The sequence below is a fragment of the Clostridium chromiireducens genome, from assembly GCF_003575225.1.
Lineage (GTDB): Bacteria > Bacillota > Clostridia > Clostridiales > Clostridiaceae > Clostridium > Clostridium chromiireducens.
This window is the reverse complement of record NZ_QXDJ01000002.1, coordinates 226,493-248,995: the sequence shown is the minus strand read 5'-3', so window position 1 is coordinate 248,995 and position 22,503 is coordinate 226,493. Positions and strand designations below refer to the sequence as shown.

The 22,503-nt window shown below is 31.4% G+C and carries 24 protein-coding genes and 2 pseudogenes; 6 read left to right on the top strand and 20 right to left on the bottom strand.

Annotation, left to right across the window (positions count from 1 at the left end; translation table 11 throughout):
• Positions 1-89 precede the first annotated feature (89 nt).
• Positions 90-295 (bottom strand): annotated as a pseudogene (locus D2A34_RS06435) (hypothetical protein); the annotation flags it as partial.
• Between the two features lie 139 nt (positions 296-434).
• Positions 435-1,289, bottom strand: coding sequence for an NAD-dependent epimerase/dehydratase family protein (locus D2A34_RS06430; protein ID WP_119366073.1), 855 nt, complete (start codon positions 1,287-1,289; stop codon positions 435-437).
• A gap of 138 nt (positions 1,290-1,427) precedes the next feature.
• On the opposite strand from D2A34_RS06430, the gene D2A34_RS06425 reads away from it, so the two are divergent.
• Positions 1,428-2,252 carry a helix-turn-helix transcriptional regulator gene (locus D2A34_RS06425; protein WP_119366072.1) on the top strand — a complete coding sequence of 275 codons (825 nt, stop codon included), beginning with the start codon at positions 1,428-1,430 and terminating at the stop codon, positions 2,250-2,252.
• A gap of 288 nt (positions 2,253-2,540) precedes the next feature.
• Here D2A34_RS06425 and ppsA read toward each other — a convergent pair.
• The 11 genes and pseudogenes from ppsA to D2A34_RS06370 form a co-directional block, all read right to left on the bottom strand.
• A pseudogene (ppsA, locus tag D2A34_RS06420) lies at positions 2,541-4,109 on the bottom strand (phosphoenolpyruvate synthase); the annotation flags it as partial.
• 357 nt (positions 4,110-4,466) lie between these two features.
• On the bottom strand, positions 4,467-4,832 hold the full coding sequence (locus D2A34_RS06415; RefSeq protein WP_119366071.1) for a DUF4180 domain-containing protein: 366 nt from the start codon (positions 4,830-4,832) through the stop codon (positions 4,467-4,469).
• A gap of 112 nt (positions 4,833-4,944) precedes the next feature.
• The gene (locus D2A34_RS06410) at positions 4,945-5,433 is read right to left on the bottom strand and encodes a helix-turn-helix domain-containing protein (RefSeq protein ID WP_119366070.1); all 489 of its coding nucleotides are present in this window, start codon (positions 5,431-5,433) and stop codon (positions 4,945-4,947) included.
• Positions 5,434-5,798: 365 nt separating this feature from the next.
• A complete protein-coding gene (locus D2A34_RS06405; RefSeq protein WP_079438228.1) occupies positions 5,799-6,362 on the bottom strand; it encodes a nitroreductase family protein in 564 nt (187 codons plus the stop codon).
• A gap of 266 nt (positions 6,363-6,628) precedes the next feature.
• A complete protein-coding gene (locus D2A34_RS06400; protein WP_079438229.1) occupies positions 6,629-7,177 on the bottom strand; it encodes a VanZ family protein in 549 nt (182 codons plus the stop codon).
• A gap of 288 nt (positions 7,178-7,465) precedes the next feature.
• Positions 7,466-8,551 carry an N-acetylmuramoyl-L-alanine amidase family protein gene (locus D2A34_RS06395; protein ID WP_079438230.1) on the bottom strand — a complete coding sequence of 362 codons (1,086 nt, stop codon included), beginning with the start codon at positions 8,549-8,551 and terminating at the stop codon, positions 7,466-7,468.
• Positions 8,552-8,710: 159 nt separating this feature from the next.
• A complete protein-coding gene (locus tag D2A34_RS06390) occupies positions 8,711-10,147 on the bottom strand; it encodes a sensor histidine kinase (RefSeq protein ID WP_119366069.1) in 1,437 nt (478 codons plus the stop codon).
• A complete protein-coding gene (locus D2A34_RS06385; protein WP_079438232.1) occupies positions 10,128-10,808 on the bottom strand; it encodes a response regulator transcription factor in 681 nt (226 codons plus the stop codon). Before D2A34_RS06385 ends, D2A34_RS06390 begins: the two co-directional genes overlap by 20 nt.
• Before the next feature lie 252 nt (positions 10,809-11,060).
• Complete coding sequence (locus D2A34_RS06380; protein WP_079438233.1) at positions 11,061-11,582, bottom strand: PadR family transcriptional regulator; 522 nt, start codon at positions 11,580-11,582, stop codon at positions 11,061-11,063.
• A gap of 63 nt (positions 11,583-11,645) precedes the next feature.
• The gene (locus D2A34_RS06375) at positions 11,646-12,494 is read right to left on the bottom strand and encodes a sialate O-acetylesterase (protein WP_119366068.1); all 849 of its coding nucleotides are present in this window, start codon (positions 12,492-12,494) and stop codon (positions 11,646-11,648) included.
• A gap of 297 nt (positions 12,495-12,791) precedes the next feature.
• Entirely contained in the window at positions 12,792-13,367 is a 576-nt protein-coding gene (locus D2A34_RS06370) for a flavin reductase family protein (RefSeq protein WP_079438235.1), read from the bottom strand.
• 237 nt (positions 13,368-13,604) lie between these two features.
• On the opposite strand from D2A34_RS06370, the gene D2A34_RS06365 reads away from it, so the two are divergent.
• On the top strand, positions 13,605-13,997 hold the full coding sequence (locus tag D2A34_RS06365; RefSeq protein WP_079438236.1) for a MerR family transcriptional regulator: 393 nt from the start codon (positions 13,605-13,607) through the stop codon (positions 13,995-13,997).
• A 34-nt stretch (positions 13,998-14,031) separates the two neighbouring features.
• On the opposite strand, the gene D2A34_RS06360 is transcribed toward D2A34_RS06365, so the two are convergent.
• From D2A34_RS06360 to D2A34_RS06350, 3 genes are all read right to left on the bottom strand, one after another.
• Positions 14,032-14,601 carry a dihydrofolate reductase family protein gene (locus D2A34_RS06360; protein ID WP_079438237.1) on the bottom strand — a complete coding sequence of 190 codons (570 nt, stop codon included), beginning with the start codon at positions 14,599-14,601 and terminating at the stop codon, positions 14,032-14,034.
• A 120-nt stretch (positions 14,602-14,721) separates the two neighbouring features.
• Positions 14,722-15,072 carry a DUF2200 domain-containing protein gene (locus D2A34_RS06355; protein ID WP_079438238.1) on the bottom strand — a complete coding sequence of 117 codons (351 nt, stop codon included), beginning with the start codon at positions 15,070-15,072 and terminating at the stop codon, positions 14,722-14,724.
• A gap of 21 nt (positions 15,073-15,093) precedes the next feature.
• A complete protein-coding gene (locus D2A34_RS06350) occupies positions 15,094-15,516 on the bottom strand; it encodes a MerR family transcriptional regulator (RefSeq protein ID WP_079438239.1) in 423 nt (140 codons plus the stop codon).
• Between the two features lie 217 nt (positions 15,517-15,733).
• Here D2A34_RS06350 and D2A34_RS06345 point away from each other — a divergent pair, with 217 nt between their 5' ends.
• The gene (locus D2A34_RS06345; RefSeq protein WP_079438240.1) at positions 15,734-16,765 is read left to right on the top strand and encodes an SDR family oxidoreductase; all 1,032 of its coding nucleotides are present in this window, start codon (positions 15,734-15,736) and stop codon (positions 16,763-16,765) included.
• Between the two features lie 217 nt (positions 16,766-16,982).
• Here D2A34_RS06345 and D2A34_RS06340 read toward each other — a convergent pair whose 3' ends face one another.
• Together D2A34_RS06340 and D2A34_RS06335 are read right to left on the bottom strand one after the other, a co-directional pair.
• Complete coding sequence (locus tag D2A34_RS06340) at positions 16,983-17,852, bottom strand: methionyl aminopeptidase (protein WP_119366067.1); 870 nt, start codon at positions 17,850-17,852, stop codon at positions 16,983-16,985.
• Between the two features lie 33 nt (positions 17,853-17,885).
• On the bottom strand, positions 17,886-18,566 hold the full coding sequence (locus D2A34_RS06335; RefSeq protein ID WP_079438242.1) for a DUF5680 domain-containing protein: 681 nt from the start codon (positions 18,564-18,566) through the stop codon (positions 17,886-17,888).
• Between the two features lie 587 nt (positions 18,567-19,153).
• Here D2A34_RS06335 and D2A34_RS06330 point away from each other — a divergent pair.
• Together D2A34_RS06330 and D2A34_RS06325 are read left to right on the top strand one after the other, a co-directional pair.
• Positions 19,154-20,086, top strand: coding sequence for an oxidoreductase (locus D2A34_RS06330; RefSeq protein WP_079438243.1), 933 nt, complete (start codon positions 19,154-19,156; stop codon positions 20,084-20,086).
• 96 nt (positions 20,087-20,182) lie between these two features.
• Positions 20,183-20,563, top strand: a complete 381-nt coding sequence (locus D2A34_RS06325) for a hypothetical protein (RefSeq protein WP_119366066.1) — start codon at positions 20,183-20,185, stop codon at positions 20,561-20,563.
• Positions 20,564-20,724: 161 nt separating this feature from the next.
• On the opposite strand, the gene D2A34_RS06320 is transcribed toward D2A34_RS06325, so the two are convergent.
• The gene (locus D2A34_RS06320) at positions 20,725-21,123 is read right to left on the bottom strand and encodes a MerR family transcriptional regulator (RefSeq protein WP_079438245.1); all 399 of its coding nucleotides are present in this window, start codon (positions 21,121-21,123) and stop codon (positions 20,725-20,727) included.
• Between the two features lie 215 nt (positions 21,124-21,338).
• Positions 21,339-21,902 carry a flavodoxin family protein gene (locus tag D2A34_RS06315; RefSeq protein WP_119366065.1) on the bottom strand — a complete coding sequence of 188 codons (564 nt, stop codon included), beginning with the start codon at positions 21,900-21,902 and terminating at the stop codon, positions 21,339-21,341.
• Between the two features lie 147 nt (positions 21,903-22,049).
• On the opposite strand from D2A34_RS06315, the gene D2A34_RS06310 reads away from it, so the two are divergent.
• Entirely contained in the window at positions 22,050-22,370 is a 321-nt protein-coding gene (locus D2A34_RS06310) for a winged helix-turn-helix transcriptional regulator (protein ID WP_079438247.1), read from the top strand.
• The last annotated feature ends 133 nt before the right edge of the window (positions 22,371-22,503 follow it).

Below are 22,503 nucleotides of genomic sequence, written 5' to 3'. Positions count from 1 at the left end.
TAAACGCACTTAAATAGGCTTACTTACTTCACTCCATAATTAGGAAAAATATTTTAATTCATGTTAATATTTCCGACAATGGAAATAACATTATCAAACATTTTGCTTTCATTTTTATAAATAACTTTCTTCCAAACAAAAGTATAACGATTCGCATTCGCCTCTATTTTAGTACCATAATGTAATCTAATCCCTCCAATACATGGCTTAGCAAGCGGACAGAATCATCTTCTGGTATTAAGTTTTCTAAATTTAATGATAATATAAGTTGAAAATTATCATTATAATTTTTAATGTATAATTAAAAAAATGAGCCGCTGCAAAACTAACTGTGTTAGTTTTGCAACAGCTCCCTTTTGGCGCTTACTTTTCAATAATAGCAGAACCGTGGTAAGCTTCATACTTAAAAGTATATCCACTTTTATAAATCACAATTATAAGGCTCCCATATCCCTAGCAGCATAAATAGAAGAATATTTTGGCTTAAAATTTAGTTCCTCTTTAATGCGAGTCGGATCTGCAGTTAATTCCCATAGGTTAGACATAAGCCATCCATCTTCAGTAGGTGTTTGCTCTGGCCCTTCATATAATTTATATAATTCACCTATAGCAATAGGATTATCATCTGCAACGTTATATATGCGGCCACCAATACCATATGTACTGGCAGCAAGTAATAATGCTTGGTTGACATCTTCATGATGAATCATAGATTGCTTTTTTAAAGGATTCCAGTTAATCATGTAAGGTAATACTTCTTCAATATGCGGATCTCCATCTCCATAAACAAACGCTAACCTCATAATACGGATATCTAGACCTTTATCACGATGTAATTTTAGTAAAGCTTCTTCAGCAGCACGTTTTGTTTTTGGATACATTAAATTAGAGGGTATAAGAATATCATCTTCTTTACATAGTCTGTTTACATTCAGATCTCGATATACGTTACTTGTGCTTGTAAAAACGAATCTTGTGACACCTGCATCTATTGCTGCTTTAGCTAATTCAATAGTTGAATCTAGATTCACCGCTGTAGCTATTTCTTCACTAATGCCACCTCTAAATTGTGCTGCTGTATGTACTACGGCATCAACACCTTTTATATCGTCAGCGAGATTTTCATTATTTAAAAGATCACCTATGACTACTTCAGCTCCTTGTTCTTTCAATGTGATGGCTTGTTCAGCAGTCCTTACAAGAACACGAACAGCATGCCCTTGTTTAAGTAGATATGGTACAAGACGGCTTCCAACTTTGCCTGTTGCCCCAGTTAAAAATATTTTCATATTAATTCACTCCAATCTAAACGGTTTTGTCTATAAATTATTTTTATGTTATATTACTAATATATCAGGCTTATAATGGTCCAACCACATTGTGGTTATCGTATGATTGAGAGTGGTAGGATAAAAGGAGGAAAATAAATGAAAGAGATTACAGTACAGCAGTCGCTAGGTGAATTTTTACGTGCAACCAGGGAACGTCTTACACCAGAACAGGCTGGATTGCCATCATATGGACGCCGACGCACACCGGGACTTCGTCGTGAAGAGGTCGCTCAGCTCGCTAATATCGGTGTTTCTTGGTATACATCCATAGAACAAGGAAAAGACGTACATCCTTCTCATCAAGTCTTGGAAAGTCTGGCTAATGCATTAAAACTATCTGATGATGAACGCCGATATCTTTTTTTACTATCCAAATCAGCTGAAATGGAAGAAGGAGAAATATATAAGGAAGTTAGTAAAGGATTAGAGAGGACTGTATTTGCATTGGAACCTAATCCAGCATACATAATGAATAAATACTGGGATGTACTGTTATGGAACCGAGCAGCAGAATTTGTATTTCAATTTCCTGTATATTCTTCCAAATTAGCTTCAAAACCAAACATATTACAACAATTTCTAATTGATTCATTCAAAGAAGAGATTGATGCAGAGTGGGAGGAACGGGCTAAAATTACTATTGCAAGATTTAGAGCTGATTGCGCTAGATATCCTCAAGATGCAAGATTAAACGAAATGATTGAGAATTTTAAACAAGAAAGTGAATTTTTCAGGTTATGGTGGCCTCGACATGAAGTTAAAAATGTCACTGATTGTCATAAATTGTGGAATCATCCTCAAATTGGAGAATTGGAGTTTGAACATGTGAATTTGCAGTTATCAAACTACCCTGATTTGAAAGTAATGATTTATACAGCATCTCCTTCTACAGAAGAAAAGCTTAAACAAGAAATATACTGATGCTCAACCAATGAATAAATTGTCAATAATTCAAATAATAATTAAATTTCTTTGTAGTTTATAAGCGCATATAACTTATAATGATATGTGAACTATTATATGATTGTGACTTTAACTTTTTCAGACTTAAAAACTGATCAAGAGGATTTAGCACCATCATGATCAGTTTATTTTCATTCAACTCAGCTTCACACTTTGGTAATTATATCCAAACTTCAGTTGCAAATTACTCTATTTTATTTGTCAATTAGGACTTAAAATATACAGTGTAAGGCAATGTTTTCCCCATTATAGTATTTCTATATACCCTTCTGTCCCATTTACGCGAATTCTTTGCCCATATTTTATTAATTTGGTGGCATTTTCCACCCCTACAACTGCTGGTAAGCCATATTCACGTGCGATAACTGCTCCATGGGTCATTAGCCCACCGATTTCAGTTACTAATCCTTTTATGGATACAAACAGTGGTGTCCAGCTAGGGTCAGTAAAGGAGGTAACCAATATATCTCCAGCTTCTAGCACAGCTTCTTCCATGTTTAAGATGACACGTGCTCTTCCCTCGATTACTCCAGAAGAAACAGCTAAACCTGCAATAGCGCCCGCTGGAAGATTTTCTCGTTTGTATTTACCTGTAATGATTTCACCATCAGAGGTCATAACACGTGGAGGTGTCAGTTTTTCATTTAATTTGTGCTCTTCTTTTCGCTTCCCTATAATCTCATAATCAAGTTTATTGGTGCTTACTACTTCGCGAAGTTCTTCAAAAGTAAGGTAGTAAATATCTTCTTTTTCATGAATAACGCCATCTTGTACGAGCCGTTCCGCTTCTTTCATTAAAGCCTGCTTATAAACAAAATATCGGTTAATCATACCATATTTTGGGTATTCACGGTAACCTATAAAATTCCTGATCAAGTCAATATTTCGTTTTGTTTCTTTGGCTTTTTCTTCACCATCCGGTAACTCTCTCAAGCGACTTAGTAACTCTTGTTCTTTATTCAAAGCTTCCTGTCGCCCTTGCCCAAATTTCTTTTTGCCAGCATTAGGCTCAAAGTTCTTGATGTTGCTTAGAATCATAGGGACAAGTGTAACTGGTTTTTCGCTGAAGCGGGTTCTAGTAATATCTATTTCTCCGCTGCAGCGCATTCCAAATTTACTAAGATAACACAAGATTGCATTCTGGGCTTCCTTTCCACCATGAAACTTAATCACTTCCTCCAGGAAGTTATCATCTTTTACATGTTGTAAAAAATTAACTATTTCTGGATAAGGTCGTATCACATCTGCCACATCCATTAATTCTAGACCCATTTCCGAAGTAATATTGCTTGGTACAGATTGTGAAAGGATATCGGCTGCATTTTTTTCACCTAACCAATCATTCATCTTTTCGTTGATCCAAAGTGAAGCATTTATAGCTGCCATAAATACAGCTGTACTTTGCGGGTCAAATAAAATCCTCTTTAACTCATTTATATCTTCCAGAATAAAATCAATTAAATCTACCCCTGATCTCGTTTGGATTTTTTGTTTTAACTCCTCTATGGATGATTGACTCTTCTTAATCAGCTCAGAAACGATTTTCGGATCCAATTCCTTTTGTGGCTCTGAACCTGAAGCTGAGACACTTTTATTGCTTTTAAGGTCATTTTTATCATTTGGTAAACATTTTATGAAATCTCGCTCTATTATGGTCATAACTGCATCTTCTGTAAGAGGTTCGAGTTGTCTCATATTATTTAATAAGGTTTTTCTGCCATCTGGTGAAGCCAGCATTGGTGCCACATCAACAAACAACCTTCCACCAGCTTTAAACCATCGGCCAAAAGATATTAACTCCTTGAAAGACATTCCGGCACTAGGATCCCTGTAAGCCTTGATAGTTCTCCTAAGTTGGCCCCTTTCCCCCCGACTATAGAAATCTTTGTTTTATCAATTTCCTGAAAGCTAAGCACATATGAATTCATACTTGTTCCCCTTCCTCTTTTCTAAATATCGGCAAAGTGATTCTCTATGAAATAATTCATGCTCCTATAATACCCGCAATAAGCATAGATTATAAGTCTGTTATTTAAATATTTCATATGATATAATATAAATGGGAGAGGGAGTTTATTTTTTATAAAAATTAAAAAGAAGTACCTCTTAGATACTTCTCCTCATTCTACTTTTAACTGTTACACCATATAAGAATATGATCCATCAGTATGCTTACACTAAACTTAATTTCTCAATAGCCTTCTTTTCATCTGATAAGAAAAATATATCTTTTCCATTATTACTCTCATAGATAAAATCTTTTAAACTCTTACTTGTATATGTAGAAAAATCTCCAACAATGGCTATTTTCATGTGATAATTGATAAATTTCTGTAATATTTCCCCTGCAAGCTTCGTCCTTAAGTCAAAAAAATCTTCACATATTTCTGACTTATTTAAAACTATACGGTCACAGCCCGTATCATACCATATGGTTGCCATAAAATCCAATGCTGACTGAACATCTGTTATCAATATCTCATTATTATTTATAACAGCAATTTCAATATTATTCTCTTTAATAATGTCTATTTTCATAATATTCCTCATTTCAATATATACTTTTGTTATACAATAAAATACGCTTGTTCGTTAAATTTGAAACAGTATATTTAACTCTTGCTAATGACAAACCATTAAGAGTTTTTATTTACATATCATTACTTTGGGTTAGTATAGAAATAAGATCCAACATTTCTTTAGTGAATTCCGCATCTCCCCATAACATTACCTTCAGATTTCTTTCCTTTGGATAATATTTCATATTAATAGTTGAATTGCTCATTTTAGAATCTTTACTATTCATTATCGCTATAAGCGTATTTGATATTCTCATATATTCTTCTATAGCTACCTCATTAATATCTATAACAGTAGATACATTTATCTTGTTAATTCTACTTTTAATATCTACCTCACCAGTGCTAAATTCCATTTTTTCATTTTCAACTTCATTTTTATTACTAACGTTAACATTATTGTTTTCCATAAAAAGGCTTAAATCATGTCCTGATATTCTCCATTGCTTTCCAACTTTATTTGCCCTAAGCTTTCCTTCTGTTATAAATTTTCTTATGGTTTTATGGTGCATACCTAGTTTTTCTGCAATTTGATCTATTGTATAAAATTTTTCTTCCATTTTAAATAAATCCTTTCATCTTTGATTTATGTACTCATTATATTGCACTTTTTGTGTATTGTAAATATACTTTGTTATACTTTATTGCTATTTATTTAACTTTATCGCTTTTTTCTTTTCCAACTGAGCCATAGCATTATATTCATTTACTAAACAACGAATAAAAAAAATATGTATCGACTTTTACATCAATACATATTTTTCTGCCATCTATTATAATTTTAACCATATGAATTATCTATAGTGGTCGAGCAATTGATAAACTTTTTAGTGAAAATAAGAATCACCAAATAAAAGCCTCTCATTATTCTACTTTTAGCTGTTTAATAACATAAAATTTCACGTGTTACAATAAACAAATATAATTATATCCATTTTGTAACTTCATCAAGTGATTTTCGTGGTCGTGGGTATGGTGATTGGTTTGGATATCCAATTGCTACTGCGGCTACAAGTTCCTCTTTGCAATTTAACCATGAACATATTTCTTTGTTACAATGAAATATATCACAAATCCAAAGAGTTCCTAATTTAAAATCCTGCGCTGCTAAAATTAGTGTTTGTATAGCAGCGCCAATTGATTGAGTATCAGTAAGCCATCTATAATGATTATAATCTTCTTCAAAATTAGAAAATGCATTAAACACTAAGACTACTGCCGATGCTTCATTAATTGAATTTATGCTTAGCTCAAAACTGCCAGTAGGCTTATTCCGTTCATTATGTTGATTTAAAGCATCCTTCATAATGCTTACTAGCTCATCTTTTTTATTATTTTGAAGAACAATAAATCTCCACGGTTGGCGGTTTTTTCCTGAAGGTGCTTTAATTGCTGATTCTAAAATTTTTTCTATTATATCTTTAGGTACTGTTTTATCTTGAAACTTTCTTATACTTCTACGCTCTTCTATTGCGCGTATTACATCCATATTACCCCTCCTTAAATTAGTACATTTACTTGACAATGATTTACAACATCTAAAAAATATACTTTTGATGCTGTAACCTTCAAAGCCGCATTATTCAAGCATATTCTTCAGAATATATATTCTAGTATTCTGAAGAATAAATATTGTAAAGAATATATATTTCTCGCAAAAATAAAATATGATTATGTATTGGTTCGCTGTAGATTATGCTTAATTTATAAGTTCCTTTTGTGTAGGGTATCTTCTTAAATATACACTAAAGTTATTCATAATCTCAATTTCACCAAGAATAATAAATATAGTAAAATTGGCAATCCCATTGCAGATAGTATTGTGATTGCAACACGTACTTTTTTCACATCTCGTAATATAAACAATAAAAATTTATACCCTAAAACACCAGTTAATCCACCCAAACAATTTAAAATCACATCATCAATGTCTGCTGCTCCAATGCCTAAAAGGCCCTGAATTATTTCTACAAATAAACTTACTGTAAATATAAATAGCAGATTGATTTTTACTCTCTTATTGTTTTTGAATAATGACAAATATGTACCAAGAGGAATAAATATAACTATATTGCCAATCACATTACTAAAAGCGAATCTTTTTATGATATCAGAGTTGCTAAATATATATTCCTTTATACTATAAAAAGGAATGAGATTAATTGACCTATTTAAAGTCCTTTGACTGCTAAACAGATCCAAAGGTGAAACTCTTGATAAAAACAATAACTTAATTAAAAAAAGTATGTAACAAATAAAAACTCCGTATAAAAAGACTACTTCAATTCTCTCTCGTTTATTCATAATGCCTCCATTTTTTCATTCTCTTTACTCCTCTTCTAAGAACATAATTTAATTGTAGCAGATTAACTTTACAAAATTTATAAGAATTTCTTACAAAATCTTAAGTTATTGATTCCTAATTTTAATTATAAAAATGGTGCTGCCGCACAAGAAGAAAAAACTACGATATATTGTAATAATTTTTCAAATTTTAACACAACATATTGAGATTATACTTCTTAGTGCGGCAGCCCCATAAAGCTTTTATTTAATTATTGAAAATTATGATTTTACTTTAATTGTTAGAGCTTAGTTTATTCTTGCTCCATCAAGGCCTATTCTATATCCATCAATTATAGTATTTGTAAGCATGGCACCTTTAAATCCATTTGATATTGGATTTAAATAATACCATTTTCCGCTATATGGACTTTTTAGCCATCCTGTTTTCATAATTCCACCGTCATCCATATAATACCATCTTCCATCTATTTTCTGCCAGCCTGTTTGCTTAGATCCATCCGGTCCAACGAAATACCAATCTCCACTTATTAGCTGCCATCCTTCTTTTAATGCAGTACCATTATTAGTGTTTGTCCCACCAGAAGTATTAGCTGCTTCTCTAGTAATATTTAAAGTATAATCTCTTGTATTACTATCATCATCTTTAATCTTAACTGTAATAGTATTTTTACCTTCTGATAATGACACTTTCTTTTCCCAATCGCTGCTGCTAGTTACTGAGCTGCCATTAATTTTAACAGAATAATCGTCATCTTCTGGCTCCGCACATACTTTAACATAGCTTGTTTTATTTTTTACATTTATATTGTATGTTGAAGTATCTTTGTCAAAATTAAAATTAATATCATCATTATCATATGTTAATGATAAATCATCTAAATACACATCGTCATTCGACTTGTTACTACTAGAACTCTCCTTTTTTATTTCAAGCGTATAGGTTTCTTTAAGGGTTGTTCCACTGTATGCTTTTATTTTAAGTGTTAGACTGCTTGAAATCTTAACTTCTTCATTTGAAGCTATTTCTGTACTTCCTTTATAAATTTTAATATTATCACAATCCGTGCCAAAATCAACATCTGAAACTTTTACTTTACTTACATTACTTGCAACCTGAGCGTATAATTTTGTTGGAGCTTTTCCACTTATTTTGCTCAGCTTATACTTACTGCTATAACTGCTTTTAGTATATACATTTACTGTTTTATCCTTATTTGTTTTTAGTGATATATCAGTAATATATCCTGAAGTACTTGCTGCATAGACAACATTTGTTCCTAAAGTTCCTAAATTTAAAACATTTGGCATTAGCGTAGTTGCTGAACTTAACACTAGCGTAATTGCCATTGTCTTTATCAAATTTCTATTCATAATTCATCTCCTCTATCAAATTAATGTTATTATTTACACTATTTACTTAAGTATTTCACGCTAACATTAAAATTAGATTAAAATTCAATATATTAAGATAATCTTAATATATAAATTAAATGTTAATAAATTAATGAATTATCCTTGTTATTTTAAAAGCTATATATAATTTAAAGTAACAACTATTTTGGTACCTTTTCCCTCTTCACTTTCTATATCTATAGATCCTTTATGCAAATCAATTATATATTTTGCAATAGGTAATCCAAGCCCTGTTCCAGCTTTTTCTTTAGATCTGGATTTATCAATGATATAAAATCTATCAAATATATTTTCAATTTCACCTTCAGGTATACCAATTCCATTATCACTCACAGTTAACTTTAAAAATTTATCCTGTGCTTCTGAACTTATATCTATTTTATCTTGCTCATCTGAAAATTTAATACTGTTATCAACAAATATTCTTAGCATTTGTTTTAGCATTTTATAGTCTGCTGCAATAATTATTTCAGCCTTTTTATTACAGGTTATTATGCGATTTGGATTTATTAACCTGCTGTCACTGACTACTTCTTCAACAAGCTCATTTAGATAGAATTCCTTTTTTTCCATTATTTGAACCCCTCTATCCCCTCGTGCAAGAAATAGTAACTTTTCAACTAAATCACCCATATTCGCAGCCTCGAGTTTAATAGCATAAATTGATTTTTCTAATGCTTCTCTATCATCTTTCCCCCATCTGTCTAAAAGATTAGCATAACCTTGAATAACTGCAATTGGAGTTCTAAGTTCGTGAGATGCATGTGATACAAACAGAGCTTGTTTAGTAAACGATTCTTGAAGTCTGTCTATCATATTATTAAACGTATTTGCCAGTTTATTAAGTTCATCACCAGAATCATTTACGTTTATCCTTTCTTTTAGATTATTAATGCTTATATTTTCAGCAGTATTATTTATATATTGAATAGGTTTAAGCATTTTCTTACTTACCATATAACCTAATATGAGAGAAATAATAATTCCTATAAAATCTGCTATAGACATAATCCAAAACAAAATACGTAAAAATTCCTCTTCATTATCCATGTTTTTCACTATTTGAAGATAAGCTATAACATGTCCTCTCTTTTTAATTTTTACATTTTTCATAGCTAAATGTTCTTCATCATCTTCACCATCTTCAGCATAGTCATCTTTAGTATCTTCTACCTCTAAATATTCTATTGTATCATAAGGTTCTTCTACTTTAATGTCATAATCAAATTCATTTGATATATTTAGCATTTTCCCATCTTCTTGAAGTATTCTTATAGATACATTTTCTTCAGATGGCACATCAGAAATAAGTTCTTTATCAGATAAATCCACCTTATCCCTTTGAGATTTAACCTTTTTTAATATTCTTACTTTAACATCTTCAATTTGTTTATTTGCATCTTTGTATAAATAATATTTAACTCCAAATAAAATAGAGGTATTTAATATCAATAATGCTACTGAGAACATAAGCGCATATACTATTGTAAGCTTTATCGATATTTTGGGATTCCTTATAGTCTTTTTTAAATAATTAATTAGTCTTGATAACATATCCTACACCTCTTACTGTAGTTATAAGCTTATCCTCGATTCCATCATCAATCTTACTTCGTAAATATCTTATAAATACATCTACTACATTTGTATCCCCTGTATAGTCATATCCCCATATGCTTTCAATTAATTTTTCTCTTGTAAGTACAATATTTTTATTAATTAAGAGAATTTCCAAAAGTGCATATTCTTTTTTTGTAAGTTCTATTTCTTTACCATTTCTCCACACTTCATGCGTTTTATTGTTCATAACAATATCTTTTACTCTTATTACATCGAAGTCATTTTTTAATTCTTTATCTCTTATATGCACACGTATTCTTGCTAATAATTCCTCTATTGCAAAAGGTTTTGTCAAATAATCATTTGCTCCAACATCTAGGCCTAAAACTTTATCTGCTACATCACTTTTAGCAGTTAGCATTATAATATGTACATTAGAGAATACTCTAATTCTTCTGCAAATTTCAATTCCATCTAAGCCTGGTACCATAATATCAAGAAGAATTAAATCATATTCATTATTGTGAACTTTCTTTAATCCTTCTATTCCATCATATGCTGTATCAACATTATATCCCTCGTGAACAAGCTCCATCTCTATAAACATTGACATTTGTTTTTCATCTTCTATTATTAATATTTTATAATTATCCATATGGTCACCTCTGAAATTTTATAAATAAAATCATCATTTTGTCTGATTATATAATACTATAGATATCCAACTTTATAAATCAACTTGCAATTGAGAATATATGGATACTGACTTAATTTAAAAATATATGTCACAATCAATATGCTTTCGTTCCATATTTAACTTATTAGAAGCAATTATTAGAATATTTCCTGAATATCAAAAAAGTTCTTGGAAACACCAAAAAAAATCGGCATTTTCAAGAACTTTAAATCAATTTTCATTTCTTATATCTTTTAACAATCCTTCAAACCACTCTACATTTACTAAATGATGCGAATGTGAATTTTCCATCATTTTCCTAAAATACATAGAAATAGTTTCATCATGCTCAAGAGATTGTTCTAATAAAGAAATTTTATTTTTAGTTTGTTCAATTTGTATTTCTATTAGTTTTATTATATCCTCACTTTTATATTCATTAGCAAAGAGCATTGCAGCATAAAAAGATAAATTTATATACTCTGTCTTAGAGCCGTACTTATACATCAATTTTTCAAATTCCCTATCTCCCAGTTCAGTGATGATGTAATTATTCGTCTCTCTAATATTGTCTGATTGGTTAATTTTTTTTATATATTGTTTTTCTTCTAATTGCTGAAGATTGTAGTAGAATGACCCTTTAGTGAAGCTTACTATATATTTATAGTGTCTCTCTTCCATTAAGGCCAATAATTCGTATCCATAAGAACCTGGGTTTTGTTTTAATAAACCTAAAATTAGTAATGGTATCAAAAAAACACCTCCTTTATGTTCTTCATCAAAGTTATATTAACGGTTATTTCATAATTATAAGATTTAATCATTGTTGGTTTGAATGAATTGAGAAACAAATTCCTCATATGCTATTTTTCCTAATGCAAACTCCATACTTTTTATATATATCTTTTCATTTTTAGTATGTGTTCTAGCATTACTTAAATTTAGCAGCTCATCTTCATTAACTAATGGCTCCAATACATGTTGCTTATTAGAAAAAGCTTCAAAATATCGTAACCCAAATTTTCTTTGAGAAATTGCATCAATATGAATACCATCAGGATTAGAAGTTAAACCTGAGGCTGTGACAAAGTAACAATTATCTTGTTCAAAAGCAAACTTTTGTAACTCTTCATTAATGAATTCATATTCAGTGCAACTTTTTCCAAATCCTTCTTTACCTAAAAAATCCCCTAATCCACCAATGATAATTGGAATATCTGGAGCATTCAACTCTTTTCTAAAAGCCTCAATAATTAAAAGTAATTTATTATAATATACTTTATAGTTACCATTAACACTATCACTTTCTCCTTGATGCCATAGAATTCCTGTGAGCTCACTACTTTCCATAGCAAATTTAGCTTCAGTTACAGCATGTCTAAAAAGCACTCCGTCTACAGCCCACTCATCCAGTGTGCTTCCACCTTCAGCACAAGGAATTAAACCAATAGTGTCCTCTTGATTTTTACTACACCATGCGTCTGAAAACGAACCTGCAAGACTTATTCCTGAAACAGGCCTATCATAATTGATTGGCTCCGTCATCATCTGCCATCTACCATTACGAAGCATTTGTATTCTTTCATTATAAATTGGGGGTACCTCATGAATAAAACCACGTCCAGCCATATTTGACTGTCCTATCATTAAAAACGATTTAATCATTTTTTTCATCCTCTCTTTTGTTTAATCTTTACTAAGAAATGTTCTTATCTAGCCATAAATATTAAGTATTTACATATTTACTACTACCAATAATACATTTGTATTTATCATTAGTCTAATTAGACTAACATCACTTACATATTATAGTCTAATTAGACTAATTGTCAACTATAATTTTCTTCTTAGCATTTATACTAGCTCTTGTTTAACTTAATTCTACTTGCATTTAGAACCTAAAAGAGGATTAATTCATGCATAAATCTGATTTTTGTTTAATTTTAGTATTTATTTTATAAATTATTTTCTATTAAAATCCTTCCCTATAGAAAAGGCTTTTCCGAGCTTATCACCTAATCCATAATAACTATAGTCATTGCCCACAAATGAAATAGGTTTTAGTTTTGCAATATCACTATTCCCTTTTTCATCAATCATTTCTTCATTAACCTTAACCTCCACTATCTCACCTATAAATTGAATATGAGAACCTAATTCGATGGGTTTTATTAATTTACATTCTATATTAACTGGAAATTCCTCAACATATGGCGCATCCACAAAGGTTCCCTTGGTTGCTGTTAAACCTGTATCTAAAAATTTAGCATTATTCTTTCCAGTTACTATTCCAAAATAATCCATTTCCTTTATATAATTTTCACTAGGAATACTAACTGTAAAAACCTCGTTTCTAATAATATTCTCATAAGTAAGAGTAGCTTTTCTTATAGAAATCCCTAAAGTCGGAGGAGCTGCTGAAACTATTCCTCCAAACGAAGCAGTCATTACATTTGGTTCCATATCTGCATTATAAGTTCCTATTACAAGAGTAGGTAATGGCGAAAATGCTAATTTCGCTCCTATACTTTTTTTCATATTTCATCCACCTTCCGTAAATTTTATTTAAATTATACTTTTACCATCACATTAAATAATGCTGCATTATAGATGAATATACGCAATCCATAATAAACTCTTTAATAGATTCGTAATCTCTTTTTATGCTTCATAAATACATACTCACCTCCGCATTGAAACTCATATATTTATGTGATATGCTTATTGTAGTACGTTAAAGTAACTTGAAGTCAAGTAATAATTTAAGGAGGTTTTATGGAAAATTTTAAGCGCGGAGACAAACCATTATATACAATTAATCAAGTTTCTCAAATTACAAATTTATCCAAGCCCACTATTAGATATTATGAAGATATTGGTTTACTTTCAGATATAAAACGAGATAAAAATAATATTCGCCTGTTCACTGACAATAATGTTAGTAAATTAACAATTATTCAATGTCTGAGGAATACAGGATTTGGAATTGAAAAAATTCGTAATTATTTTGAACTTTCAATTGAAAATACTCTAGAACTCAAAGAGCGATATTTAATGCTTTTAGAACACGAAGAATTACTTTTACAAAAAAAAGATGAACTTGAAAAACAACTTAATATTATTCAAAATATAAAACTTAAATATGAAGAAGAGTTAAGAAATAAGTAAAACCCTCGACTTTGCCGTCAAGGGTTTAAGTAGATTAATTCCTTACAGGCTGATAGCAAAGCTGAACAACCCCTGAAGAAAATTTATTGGTATTAATAAGCTTGAGACTTAATCTCTGCTTTATATCAATAAACATAGGTTTGCCATCTCCTAAAATCACTGGATGAATAGATAATCTAAATTCATCAATAAGATCTAGATTTAAAAAAGTTGTTATAAGACTTGCTCCTCCATAAAGCCAAATATCTTTACCTTGCTCATTCTTTATTTTCTTTATTTCTTCTATTATATTACGGCTTACTAGATTCGCCCCTGGATACTCATTGGTAGGATTTTTTGAAAACACATATTTCTTTTTACTATGAACTAACTTCCAAATTTCTTTTTCAGTATTTGACGCTTCATTTTCTGGAGCGTATTGTCCCCATAATTCATAGCTTTTGCGCCCATATAAAATTGTATCAATATCATTTAAGAAATCAATAAACCCCATATCAGGATCCATAATACACCAATCTACCTCACCATTTGGTCCCTCGATAAATCCATCTAATGTTACAGCTAAATCTAAAATTATTCTTCTATTACTTTCAGCATTCAACATGACATTCACCCTCCCTAAAAAAATATTTTTATCTTATTTGGCTTTATCATATTATTCTTCTACAGTTGGAAGATAATATTTGCCACCGCTTGTATACCCTGAAAAATATATAAAGAGTAATCATTTTCTCAAAATTTTATCCATCGCTTTTCCCTTCGCTAATTCATCAATTAGCTTATCTAAATATCGAATTTCCTGCATAGTTGGTTCTTCAATGTCTTCCACTCTGACACCGCAGATAACCCCTTTAATCAAAGTCCGTAAAGGATTCATTTTAGGAGCTTCTGCAAAGAAAGTCTCAAAATCTGTCTGTTTTTCAAGTTGCACTTCCATCTCTTCCTGACTATATCCTGTCAACCAACGGATGATTTCATCAACTTCTGTTTTCGTACGTCCTTTTTTCTCCGCCTTCTTAACATAAAGGGGATAGACACTTGCTACGCTCATTGTATAGATTTTATGTTTATCCATGATACACCCTCACTTAATTTATTATAATAAGTTATTCTCACGTTTTTCATCTTGGACCATTCTTCTTTCTTCACTAATAATTTCGAAGGCGTTAACAGATCCATACTTTTCTATCTTCCAACGAACATGGTCAAGATTTTTATTAAGATCATTTATTTGGCTTATGATTGCTTCTTGATGCTCCAAAAGTAATTTTTTTCGTAAATCTATAGTACCAGCACCTTCCATACATAAATCAATGTACTTTTTAATATCTTTAATTTGCATTCCCGTATCTTTTAGACAACAAATTGTCCTAAATAAACCTACATCTGATTCAGTAAATACTCTGTTTCCTGCTTTATTTCTTAAAACGAATGGCAGAAGTCCCTCTTTGTCATAGAATCGAATTGTATATATAGAAACATTAAACATTTCTGATATATCTTTTATAGAATAAATCAATTTTAAAATCTCCTTTCGACTTTATTTTTATTTTCAAAAAAACCTTGACCTCGATGTAACTCTAGGTATTAAGATGAGTATAAATCTTAAATTATTAATTTTCAAGTGAATCTTAGTTGAATTTATTTATTGTCTTGCCACTATTATCCTCCACTTAAAGAAGTTGGAGTGTTATGGTATCTAGATATCAAACAAATATTTTATGGAGGTATAAGATATGACAAAAACTGTTTTAGTAACAGGTGGCACAGGCTTTGTCGGTGCACATATAATTTTTCAATTATTACAGGGAGGTTACAACGTAAGAACCACACTTCGCTCCTTAAGCAGTAAAAGCAAAGTAATTGATACATTAAAATCTAACGGTATAAATACCTTTGAAAGTCTTGCATTTGTTGAAGCAGATTTATCAAAAGATGACAATTGGGATGTTGCCATGAAAGGTTGTGACTACGTATTAAGCGTGGCATCACCGGTGTTTTTTACGATTCCAAAAGATGAAAATGAAGTAATACGTCCTGCTGTTGAAGGCATAGTTCGCGTGCTAAAAGCTGCTCAAAATGCAGGTGTAAAACGCGTTATAATGACTTCTAATTTTGGTGCAATTGGATTTAGCAATAATAACCCCAATATTGCTACAACAGAAAAAGATTGGACAAACCCAAATGAAAAAGGTCTATCGGCTTATGAAAAATCAAAATTACTTGCAGAACTTGCCGCTTGGGACTTCATTAAAAAAGAAGGCTGTAATTTAGAATTTGCTACCATCAACCCCGTTGCTATTCTTGGGCCATCGTTAAGCGCGCACATCTCAGGTAGTTTTGGACTTATAGAACATCTATTAAATGGATCGATGAAATCAATTCCAAATATTTCATTGAATATTGTTGATGTTCGAGACGTAGCTGATTTGCATATCCGTGCAATGACAAACCCTAACGCAAATGGACAACGTTTTATAGCATCGGCAGATGGTCAAATATCTTTGCCTGAAATTGCGACACTCTTAAAAGATAAAGCCCCCGATATTACGAAAAAAGTTTCTACAAAAACAGTCCCTAATTGGGTTATTTATTTAGCTGCCTTATTTAATAAGCAAGCAAAAGAAGCAGCTCTATTATTAAGGATGAGCCGCAATGTGAGTAATAAAAAGGCTAAAAAAATTTTGGACTGGAATCCAATTGCGAATAAGGAAGAAGCTATTCTTGCTTCGTTAAATAGCATGATTAAATATGAAATCATAAAATAACAGCAACCATAAACAGATTTGCATCTTTAATAAAAATATATCTATACTTAATTAACAAATTATATCTTTATGGTAAAAAACAGAAAAAGAAGGATATCCGACTTCATCGGAGAATTCTCCTTCTTTTTATATATGAAATATTTCTTTAACTTTTATTGACTCTTAGTTTATTTTCTAAACCCGCTAAGAATATAATACCCTATATGAAATTAGATAATTATTTTGAAATAATTTCTATTCCATCTTCTGTCACAAGAACTGTATGTTCCCATTGTGCTGAAAGTGAACCATCAGCAGTTAGTACCGTCCATCCATCATTTTCATCTATAAATATTTCATGACTTCCTGCATTTATCATTGGTTCAATTGTAAATACCATTCCTGGTGCTAAAACCATATCTGTTCCTCTTTTTCCAAAATGGAAGACAAATGGTTCTTCATGAATATCTAATCCAATTCCATGTCCTCCAAAGTCTCTAACAACTGAATACCCATTACTTTTTGCATGTTCCTCTATCGCAGCTCCAATATCACCTAAAAACCCCCAAGGCTTAGCTGCTTCCAAGCCTTTATTTAGACATTCTTTAGCTACTTGAACTAATTTCTTAGCTTCATCATTTACTTCACCAATCATAAACATTCTTGATGCATCTGAATAATATCCATTTAATATGGTTGTTACATCTACATTTACAATATCCCCTTTTTTAAGAATAACATCTTTACTTGGTATTCCATGACATACTTCATCGTTTATTGATACACAAAGACTTTTAGGGTATCCATCATAATTAAGAGTTGCAGGAATCCCACCCTTAGATATTGTATAATCATATGCTAATTTATCTATTTCTTCTGTTGTCATTCCTTCTTTAATGTTCTTGCTAATTAAATCTAAAATGCCATTATTAACCTGAGCACTCTTTTTTATTCCTTCAATCTGCTCTTGTGTTTTTATTAGCTTTCTTGTTGGCACTATATGCCCTTTTCTTTTTAAATTATCTAATCTTTCATCAAATTCCAAATGACATTTCTTATATTTCAAGCCACTTTTGCACCAACATAAATCATTTCTATTTAAGTTCATAGTATTATTTCTCCATTCAAATATTAATTTTTACTATTTAATTGCACCACCATGAAAAAAACACTCAAAAACCTTTATATCTTCAAAATAAATTTCCTCATGTCCTTGGAACCAATTAAACTCCCCATTAATAATACAATGATATTTATATTGCCCATTTTGATATATAACAGGACCACGATAAGGATTTTCTTTACTTACTAAACTCAAAACTTCCTTCAAAAAACTTCCTGAGAATCTTTCATCTAAGACTCTTCCAATATAATTCATTGACCAAACTGGAATCTCATCTTTCCATAAGGCTTCCTCACCAGAAAATTTTTCTCCTCCTAAATATGAGTCAATATACTTTAAATTTCCCTCTACATATTCTAAATCATGAGAATTTGGCCTTGATGGTTTACCTTCTGGTCCTTTTCCAGCATATGTGGATTTTTTCGCCCTACATAAAAAATCAATTATTCTTCCATCTATATAGTTAATCTTATTTTCTTCTATTGTCAAACGGCAATTTTCTTCATAGTCATTAACTAATTTATCAATGCTTACCTTAAATAAATCGCTTAATGAAATTAATCTGGCAATATCAGGATAAGACTGCCCTACTTCCCATTTAGCAACTGCTTGCCTTGATATACCTAAAAATTCGGCTAATTTTTCTTGTGATAGACCTTTTGCTTTTCTAAGTGTTTGCAATTGTTCTTGAAAACTCATAGTTTAATCCCTCCTAATATCAGTATACTGACAATAATATCATGTTTCTACCACTTAAATATAACAAATTTGACAACTAAAAGTTGCATTTAGCAAAAATAAAACAAACATACAATCACTTAGACACTACTCTAAGTGATCTATACTTTTAAATAGCAGATAAAGCTGTATCACTTTAGGTCACTTCTGGTTCTTGATGAAGAGAAGACTTTCTTCTTTATTATAAAAGAGGGTTGTATAAACGTAAGAACACAGATTTCTTGAATTTTATTAATGGTATACATGGCCAAAATCTCCTTAAAACATATTCTTAAATTGTACTTGACTTAGATAAATCTCTAAGTGCTACTATTAGTACAAAGTACAATACAAGGGCTTTGAACGCGTTTTATAAATCTAGAAAAGAAGAGGAAAATGTACTTTAAATCGCGCAATGATCTACAAAAGTCAGATATATTCCGTAGATAGAATGTATAAATGGAATTTATGATTTTAGTTAGGTAAGGTATGCGATGTAAATAAAGTCTATATTATAAAATCAATCGGTGTACAAGTAAGTACAGTAGATATTAAAAGGAGTGTTTATTATGGCAGAAAATATTAAACGTAACTGGACCTCAACTGATATAACATCACAAAAAGGTCGCTCGGTTGTTATTACAGGTACTGGAGGAATTGGTTATGAAACAGCATTGGAGATGACTCGCGCAGGAGCTGAAGTTATAATGGCGGGTCGAAATAAGGATAAAGGAGAAGAAGCTATAAGAAAGATTAAGAAAATAAATCCTAATGGCAATATACGTTTTGAGAAACTTGATCTAGCAGATCTTGCATCTATAAAAGTATTTGGTGAACGAATTAGATCTCAGATAAAAAGCTTAGATATTCTCATAAACAATGCAGCGGTAATGGCTCCTCCTAAGCGTTTGGTTACAAAAGATGGATTCGAACTGCAAATGGGGACAAATTATTTTGGACATTTTGCATTAACAGCACATATGCTTCCTCTTTTGAAGAAAGGAAATAAGCCTAGGGTAATCACTTTGAGTAGTGTAGCTCATCTTTCAGGATTTATGAACTTCGACGATCTTCAAGCAGAACATAACTACAAACCAATGGTAACTTATTCTCAGTCAAAACTCGCATGCCTTATGTTTGCATTTGAATTGCAACGAAAAAGTGATGCAGCTGGCTGGGGAATTAGCAGTATGAGCGCACATCCAGGAATCTCAAGGACGGAATTAATCCCCAATGGAGCTGGAAAGAATAGCGCATCGGGAATTATAAGACGCTTATTTGGACCTATTTTATTTCAGCCAGCAGCTCATGGAGCGTGGCCGTCACTTTATGCTGCGACAGCAGAAAATGCAACAGGCGGAACCTATTATGGACCTTCAAAAATGAACGAGACGAGAGGGTATCCTAAAATAGCTAAAATTGCACCACAAGCTATGGATGTTGAGGTTGCTTCAAAGCTTTGGGAAGAATCAGAAAAGCTGACAAACACAAAGTTTATTTAATTAAAACCTAAGCATATAAAAACCAATAGTGAATACCTAATTGAATATAGTCAACTACATCTAATACGAGTGTGAAATTTGAAAAGGAGAGGTTATATGCATAAAATTCTTATTTACGCCACATATGGCTGGCTAACTTTTGGTGGAACAATGCACATATTAGTTGACGTTGTTTTACAATATTTACGCAAAACCCGATTACCAAGTGCCGAAACAACACTTTATTGGGGATTGAATATTGCGTACGGATTGGGACAGATTGTATTCGGATTGCTTGCACTTTTGGTTGCTCGGTATTCTTTCGAAGTCCTGAAGCAATGGCCTGCAATTACAATCAGTTTTCTTGCTGCGGGAGCCTGGCTGGTATTCGGTTTTTTCTTTATTGAGTATCGTGAACCTAAAATCATGATTTTAATATTCATTATACTTCTTATGGCTACGACTATATCCGCCAATTTTGCTTATAAAATAGATTAGAGTCTTTGTAACATGGGATTGTTCTTACAGCATCTCCAAATGCTGTAAGAACAATCGTTTTTCACCTGACTTACAGACAAGTATTTTATATGAATTTAAATTCAACCATAATAGTTGCCGATATAATGAATATTAAAGTTTAAAAGTCGTTAGATATAAAATTATTTTTTCTCCTCTTGCTCCAAAAATATACTAGAAAGAGATGAGCCATCATCGGAATCATAAAGAGCAATTTTAAGATCAATTATATTTAAACTTTTCTTTAAATTATCTATTTGCTTTACAACCTCTTTCCTATGGTCAGTCATAATCTGCTTTCTCTGTTCAGAGGTTTCAACTCCTTGCATTGCTAAGTCGATGTATCTTCTAATTTCCTTAACTGGCATACCGCTATTTTTTAAACAGCAAATAAGTTTAATGACGTTTAAATCCGAATCGCTAAACTGTCTATTTCCGGTACTATTTCTTGAGACAAAAGGCAGGAGCCCTTCTTTATCATAGAAGCGAATTGTATAAGGTGAAATATCACAAATATCTGCTACTTCATTTATTGTATACATTAATTTATACTCCTTAAAAAACTTTATAAAATATTTCAAATGTACAAATTCTTTAATTCATGAGTGGTAATAATCCTTCTGTTTATTATTCCTCATGAATTTTATAGGATCACATCCAGCTTGGTCTCTGATGATAAATGAAATTATTACTTCTCTAATGTCTAGTTTAATTCCATCTACCATTGTGCTTATTGGGTATCTGGTGTGTTAAAAATTTATTCAACCAAATTTTCTCCATCTTTAAATGCTCTTAAAGACAACTCTTCAAACTTTGCTAAATCGGGCTCATGATTAGCTCCACAGTAATGTATGCTATCCTCTAATTTCCAACCATATGTTTCTAATACATTGTTAGCAAATTTAATGCCTTCTGCGGCTATTTTAGGATCTGAGTTTGCTTGAGCAAATATAGTTATTAACTTTTTACCAGGATGTCTAGGTGTACTAGTGTGTCCATCATGTTCAATCAATGGAAATGTACGGTCTAACCAAACTTTTGCTTGACCTGTAATTTGATAATAATATATTGGAGAACCAAATGCAACTGCATCTGCTTCCTTAATAGCTTCATACATTGGCTGTAAATAATCCTTAATAGCACATCCGTCATGGGTACGGCAATACATACATCCTTGACATCCACGAATTCCAGGATCATGTAAATCAAATTCAATAACCTCAGCACCTTTGGATTTTGCTCCTTTTGCTACTTGCTCTAATAATTTTGTAGTATATCCATTCTTTCTTGGACTACCTTTGAAAATAACTACTTTTGACATTTATATCTCTCCTTTAAATATAAAACTTTCTTAAATTAAGTCAATTATCTATTGACTAGCTTTATTATATTAAGTAACATATATTTCAACAAGTACGCAAAAAATATTTAGTTACTAATATTTATATAAGTAATGGAGGTTGCCTTTATGGAAGACTGTTGCATAGACTATGCTTTAAATCTTATTAATGGAAAATGGAAATTATTAATCCTTTGGACTATGTCCAAAAATGGAATTATTCGCTTTAATGAATTACAAAGAAAAGTTAATGGTATATCAAGCCTGATGCTATCAAAAAACTTAAAAGAACTGGAAGAAGACTGCCTTATTATCCGTCGTCAATACAATGAAATTCCACCAAGAGTAGAATATGAATTATCAGAGCTTAGCCAAAAACTCATAGTTGCTTTAAGGGCACTTGATGAGTGGGGAAATGAAGTTTATAAACATAAAAACCCATCTATCTAACACAAATTTTCATATTCACAGGATTTATCATCAACTTTCTTCTGAAAACAAAATAAGGAGGAGAACCGCATCCATCATCTGGACTTGGTTCTCCTCTGTTAATTGGCATTTATAAAGGAAACTCGACTGGCAT

What these genes read in the sequence shown, in the direction of transcription:
- D2A34_RS06430 (WP_119366073.1), bottom strand. Translation starts at nt 1,289, where the DNA reads ATGAAAATATTTTTAACTGGGGCAACAGGCAAAGTTGGAAGCCGTCTT.
- D2A34_RS06425 (WP_119366072.1), top strand. Translation starts at nt 1,428, where the DNA reads ATGAAAGAGATTACAGTACAGCAGTCGCTAGGTGAATTTTTACGTGCA.
- D2A34_RS06415 (WP_119366071.1), bottom strand. Translation starts at nt 4,832, where the DNA reads ATGAAAATAGACATTATTAAAGAGAATAATATTGAAATTGCTGTTATA.
- D2A34_RS06410 (WP_119366070.1), bottom strand. Translation starts at nt 5,433, where the DNA reads ATGGAAGAAAAATTTTATACAATAGATCAAATTGCAGAAAAACTAGGT.
- D2A34_RS06405 (WP_079438228.1), bottom strand. Translation starts at nt 6,362, where the DNA reads ATGGATGTAATACGCGCAATAGAAGAGCGTAGAAGTATAAGAAAGTTT.
- D2A34_RS06400 (WP_079438229.1), bottom strand. Translation starts at nt 7,177, where the DNA reads ATGAATAAACGAGAGAGAATTGAAGTAGTCTTTTTATACGGAGTTTTT.
- D2A34_RS06395 (WP_079438230.1), bottom strand. Translation starts at nt 8,551, where the DNA reads ATGAATAGAAATTTGATAAAGACAATGGCAATTACGCTAGTGTTAAGT.
- D2A34_RS06390 (WP_119366069.1), bottom strand. Translation starts at nt 10,147, where the DNA reads ATGTTATCAAGACTAATTAATTATTTAAAAAAGACTATAAGGAATCCC.
- D2A34_RS06385 (WP_079438232.1), bottom strand. Translation starts at nt 10,808, where the DNA reads ATGGATAATTATAAAATATTAATAATAGAAGATGAAAAACAAATGTCA.
- D2A34_RS06375 (WP_119366068.1), bottom strand. Translation starts at nt 12,494, where the DNA reads ATGATTAAATCGTTTTTAATGATAGGACAGTCAAATATGGCTGGACGT.
- D2A34_RS06370 (WP_079438235.1), bottom strand. Translation starts at nt 13,367, where the DNA reads ATGAAAAAAAGTATAGGAGCGAAATTAGCATTTTCGCCATTACCTACT.
- D2A34_RS06365 (WP_079438236.1), top strand. Translation starts at nt 13,605, where the DNA reads ATGGAAAATTTTAAGCGCGGAGACAAACCATTATATACAATTAATCAA.
- D2A34_RS06360 (WP_079438237.1), bottom strand. Translation starts at nt 14,601, where the DNA reads ATGTTGAATGCTGAAAGTAATAGAAGAATAATTTTAGATTTAGCTGTA.
- D2A34_RS06355 (WP_079438238.1), bottom strand. Translation starts at nt 15,072, where the DNA reads ATGGATAAACATAAAATCTATACAATGAGCGTAGCAAGTGTCTATCCC.
- D2A34_RS06345 (WP_079438240.1), top strand. Translation starts at nt 15,734, where the DNA reads ATGACAAAAACTGTTTTAGTAACAGGTGGCACAGGCTTTGTCGGTGCA.
- D2A34_RS06340 (WP_119366067.1), bottom strand. Translation starts at nt 17,852, where the DNA reads ATGAACTTAAATAGAAATGATTTATGTTGGTGCAAAAGTGGCTTGAAA.
- D2A34_RS06335 (WP_079438242.1), bottom strand. Translation starts at nt 18,566, where the DNA reads ATGAGTTTTCAAGAACAATTGCAAACACTTAGAAAAGCAAAAGGTCTA.
- D2A34_RS06330 (WP_079438243.1), top strand. Translation starts at nt 19,154, where the DNA reads ATGGCAGAAAATATTAAACGTAACTGGACCTCAACTGATATAACATCA.
- D2A34_RS06325 (WP_119366066.1), top strand. Translation starts at nt 20,183, where the DNA reads ATGCATAAAATTCTTATTTACGCCACATATGGCTGGCTAACTTTTGGT.
- D2A34_RS06320 (WP_079438245.1), bottom strand. Translation starts at nt 21,123, where the DNA reads ATGTATACAATAAATGAAGTAGCAGATATTTGTGATATTTCACCTTAT.
- D2A34_RS06315 (WP_119366065.1), bottom strand. Translation starts at nt 21,902, where the DNA reads ATGTCAAAAGTAGTTATTTTCAAAGGTAGTCCAAGAAAGAATGGATAT.
- D2A34_RS06310 (WP_079438247.1), top strand. Translation starts at nt 22,050, where the DNA reads ATGGAAGACTGTTGCATAGACTATGCTTTAAATCTTATTAATGGAAAA.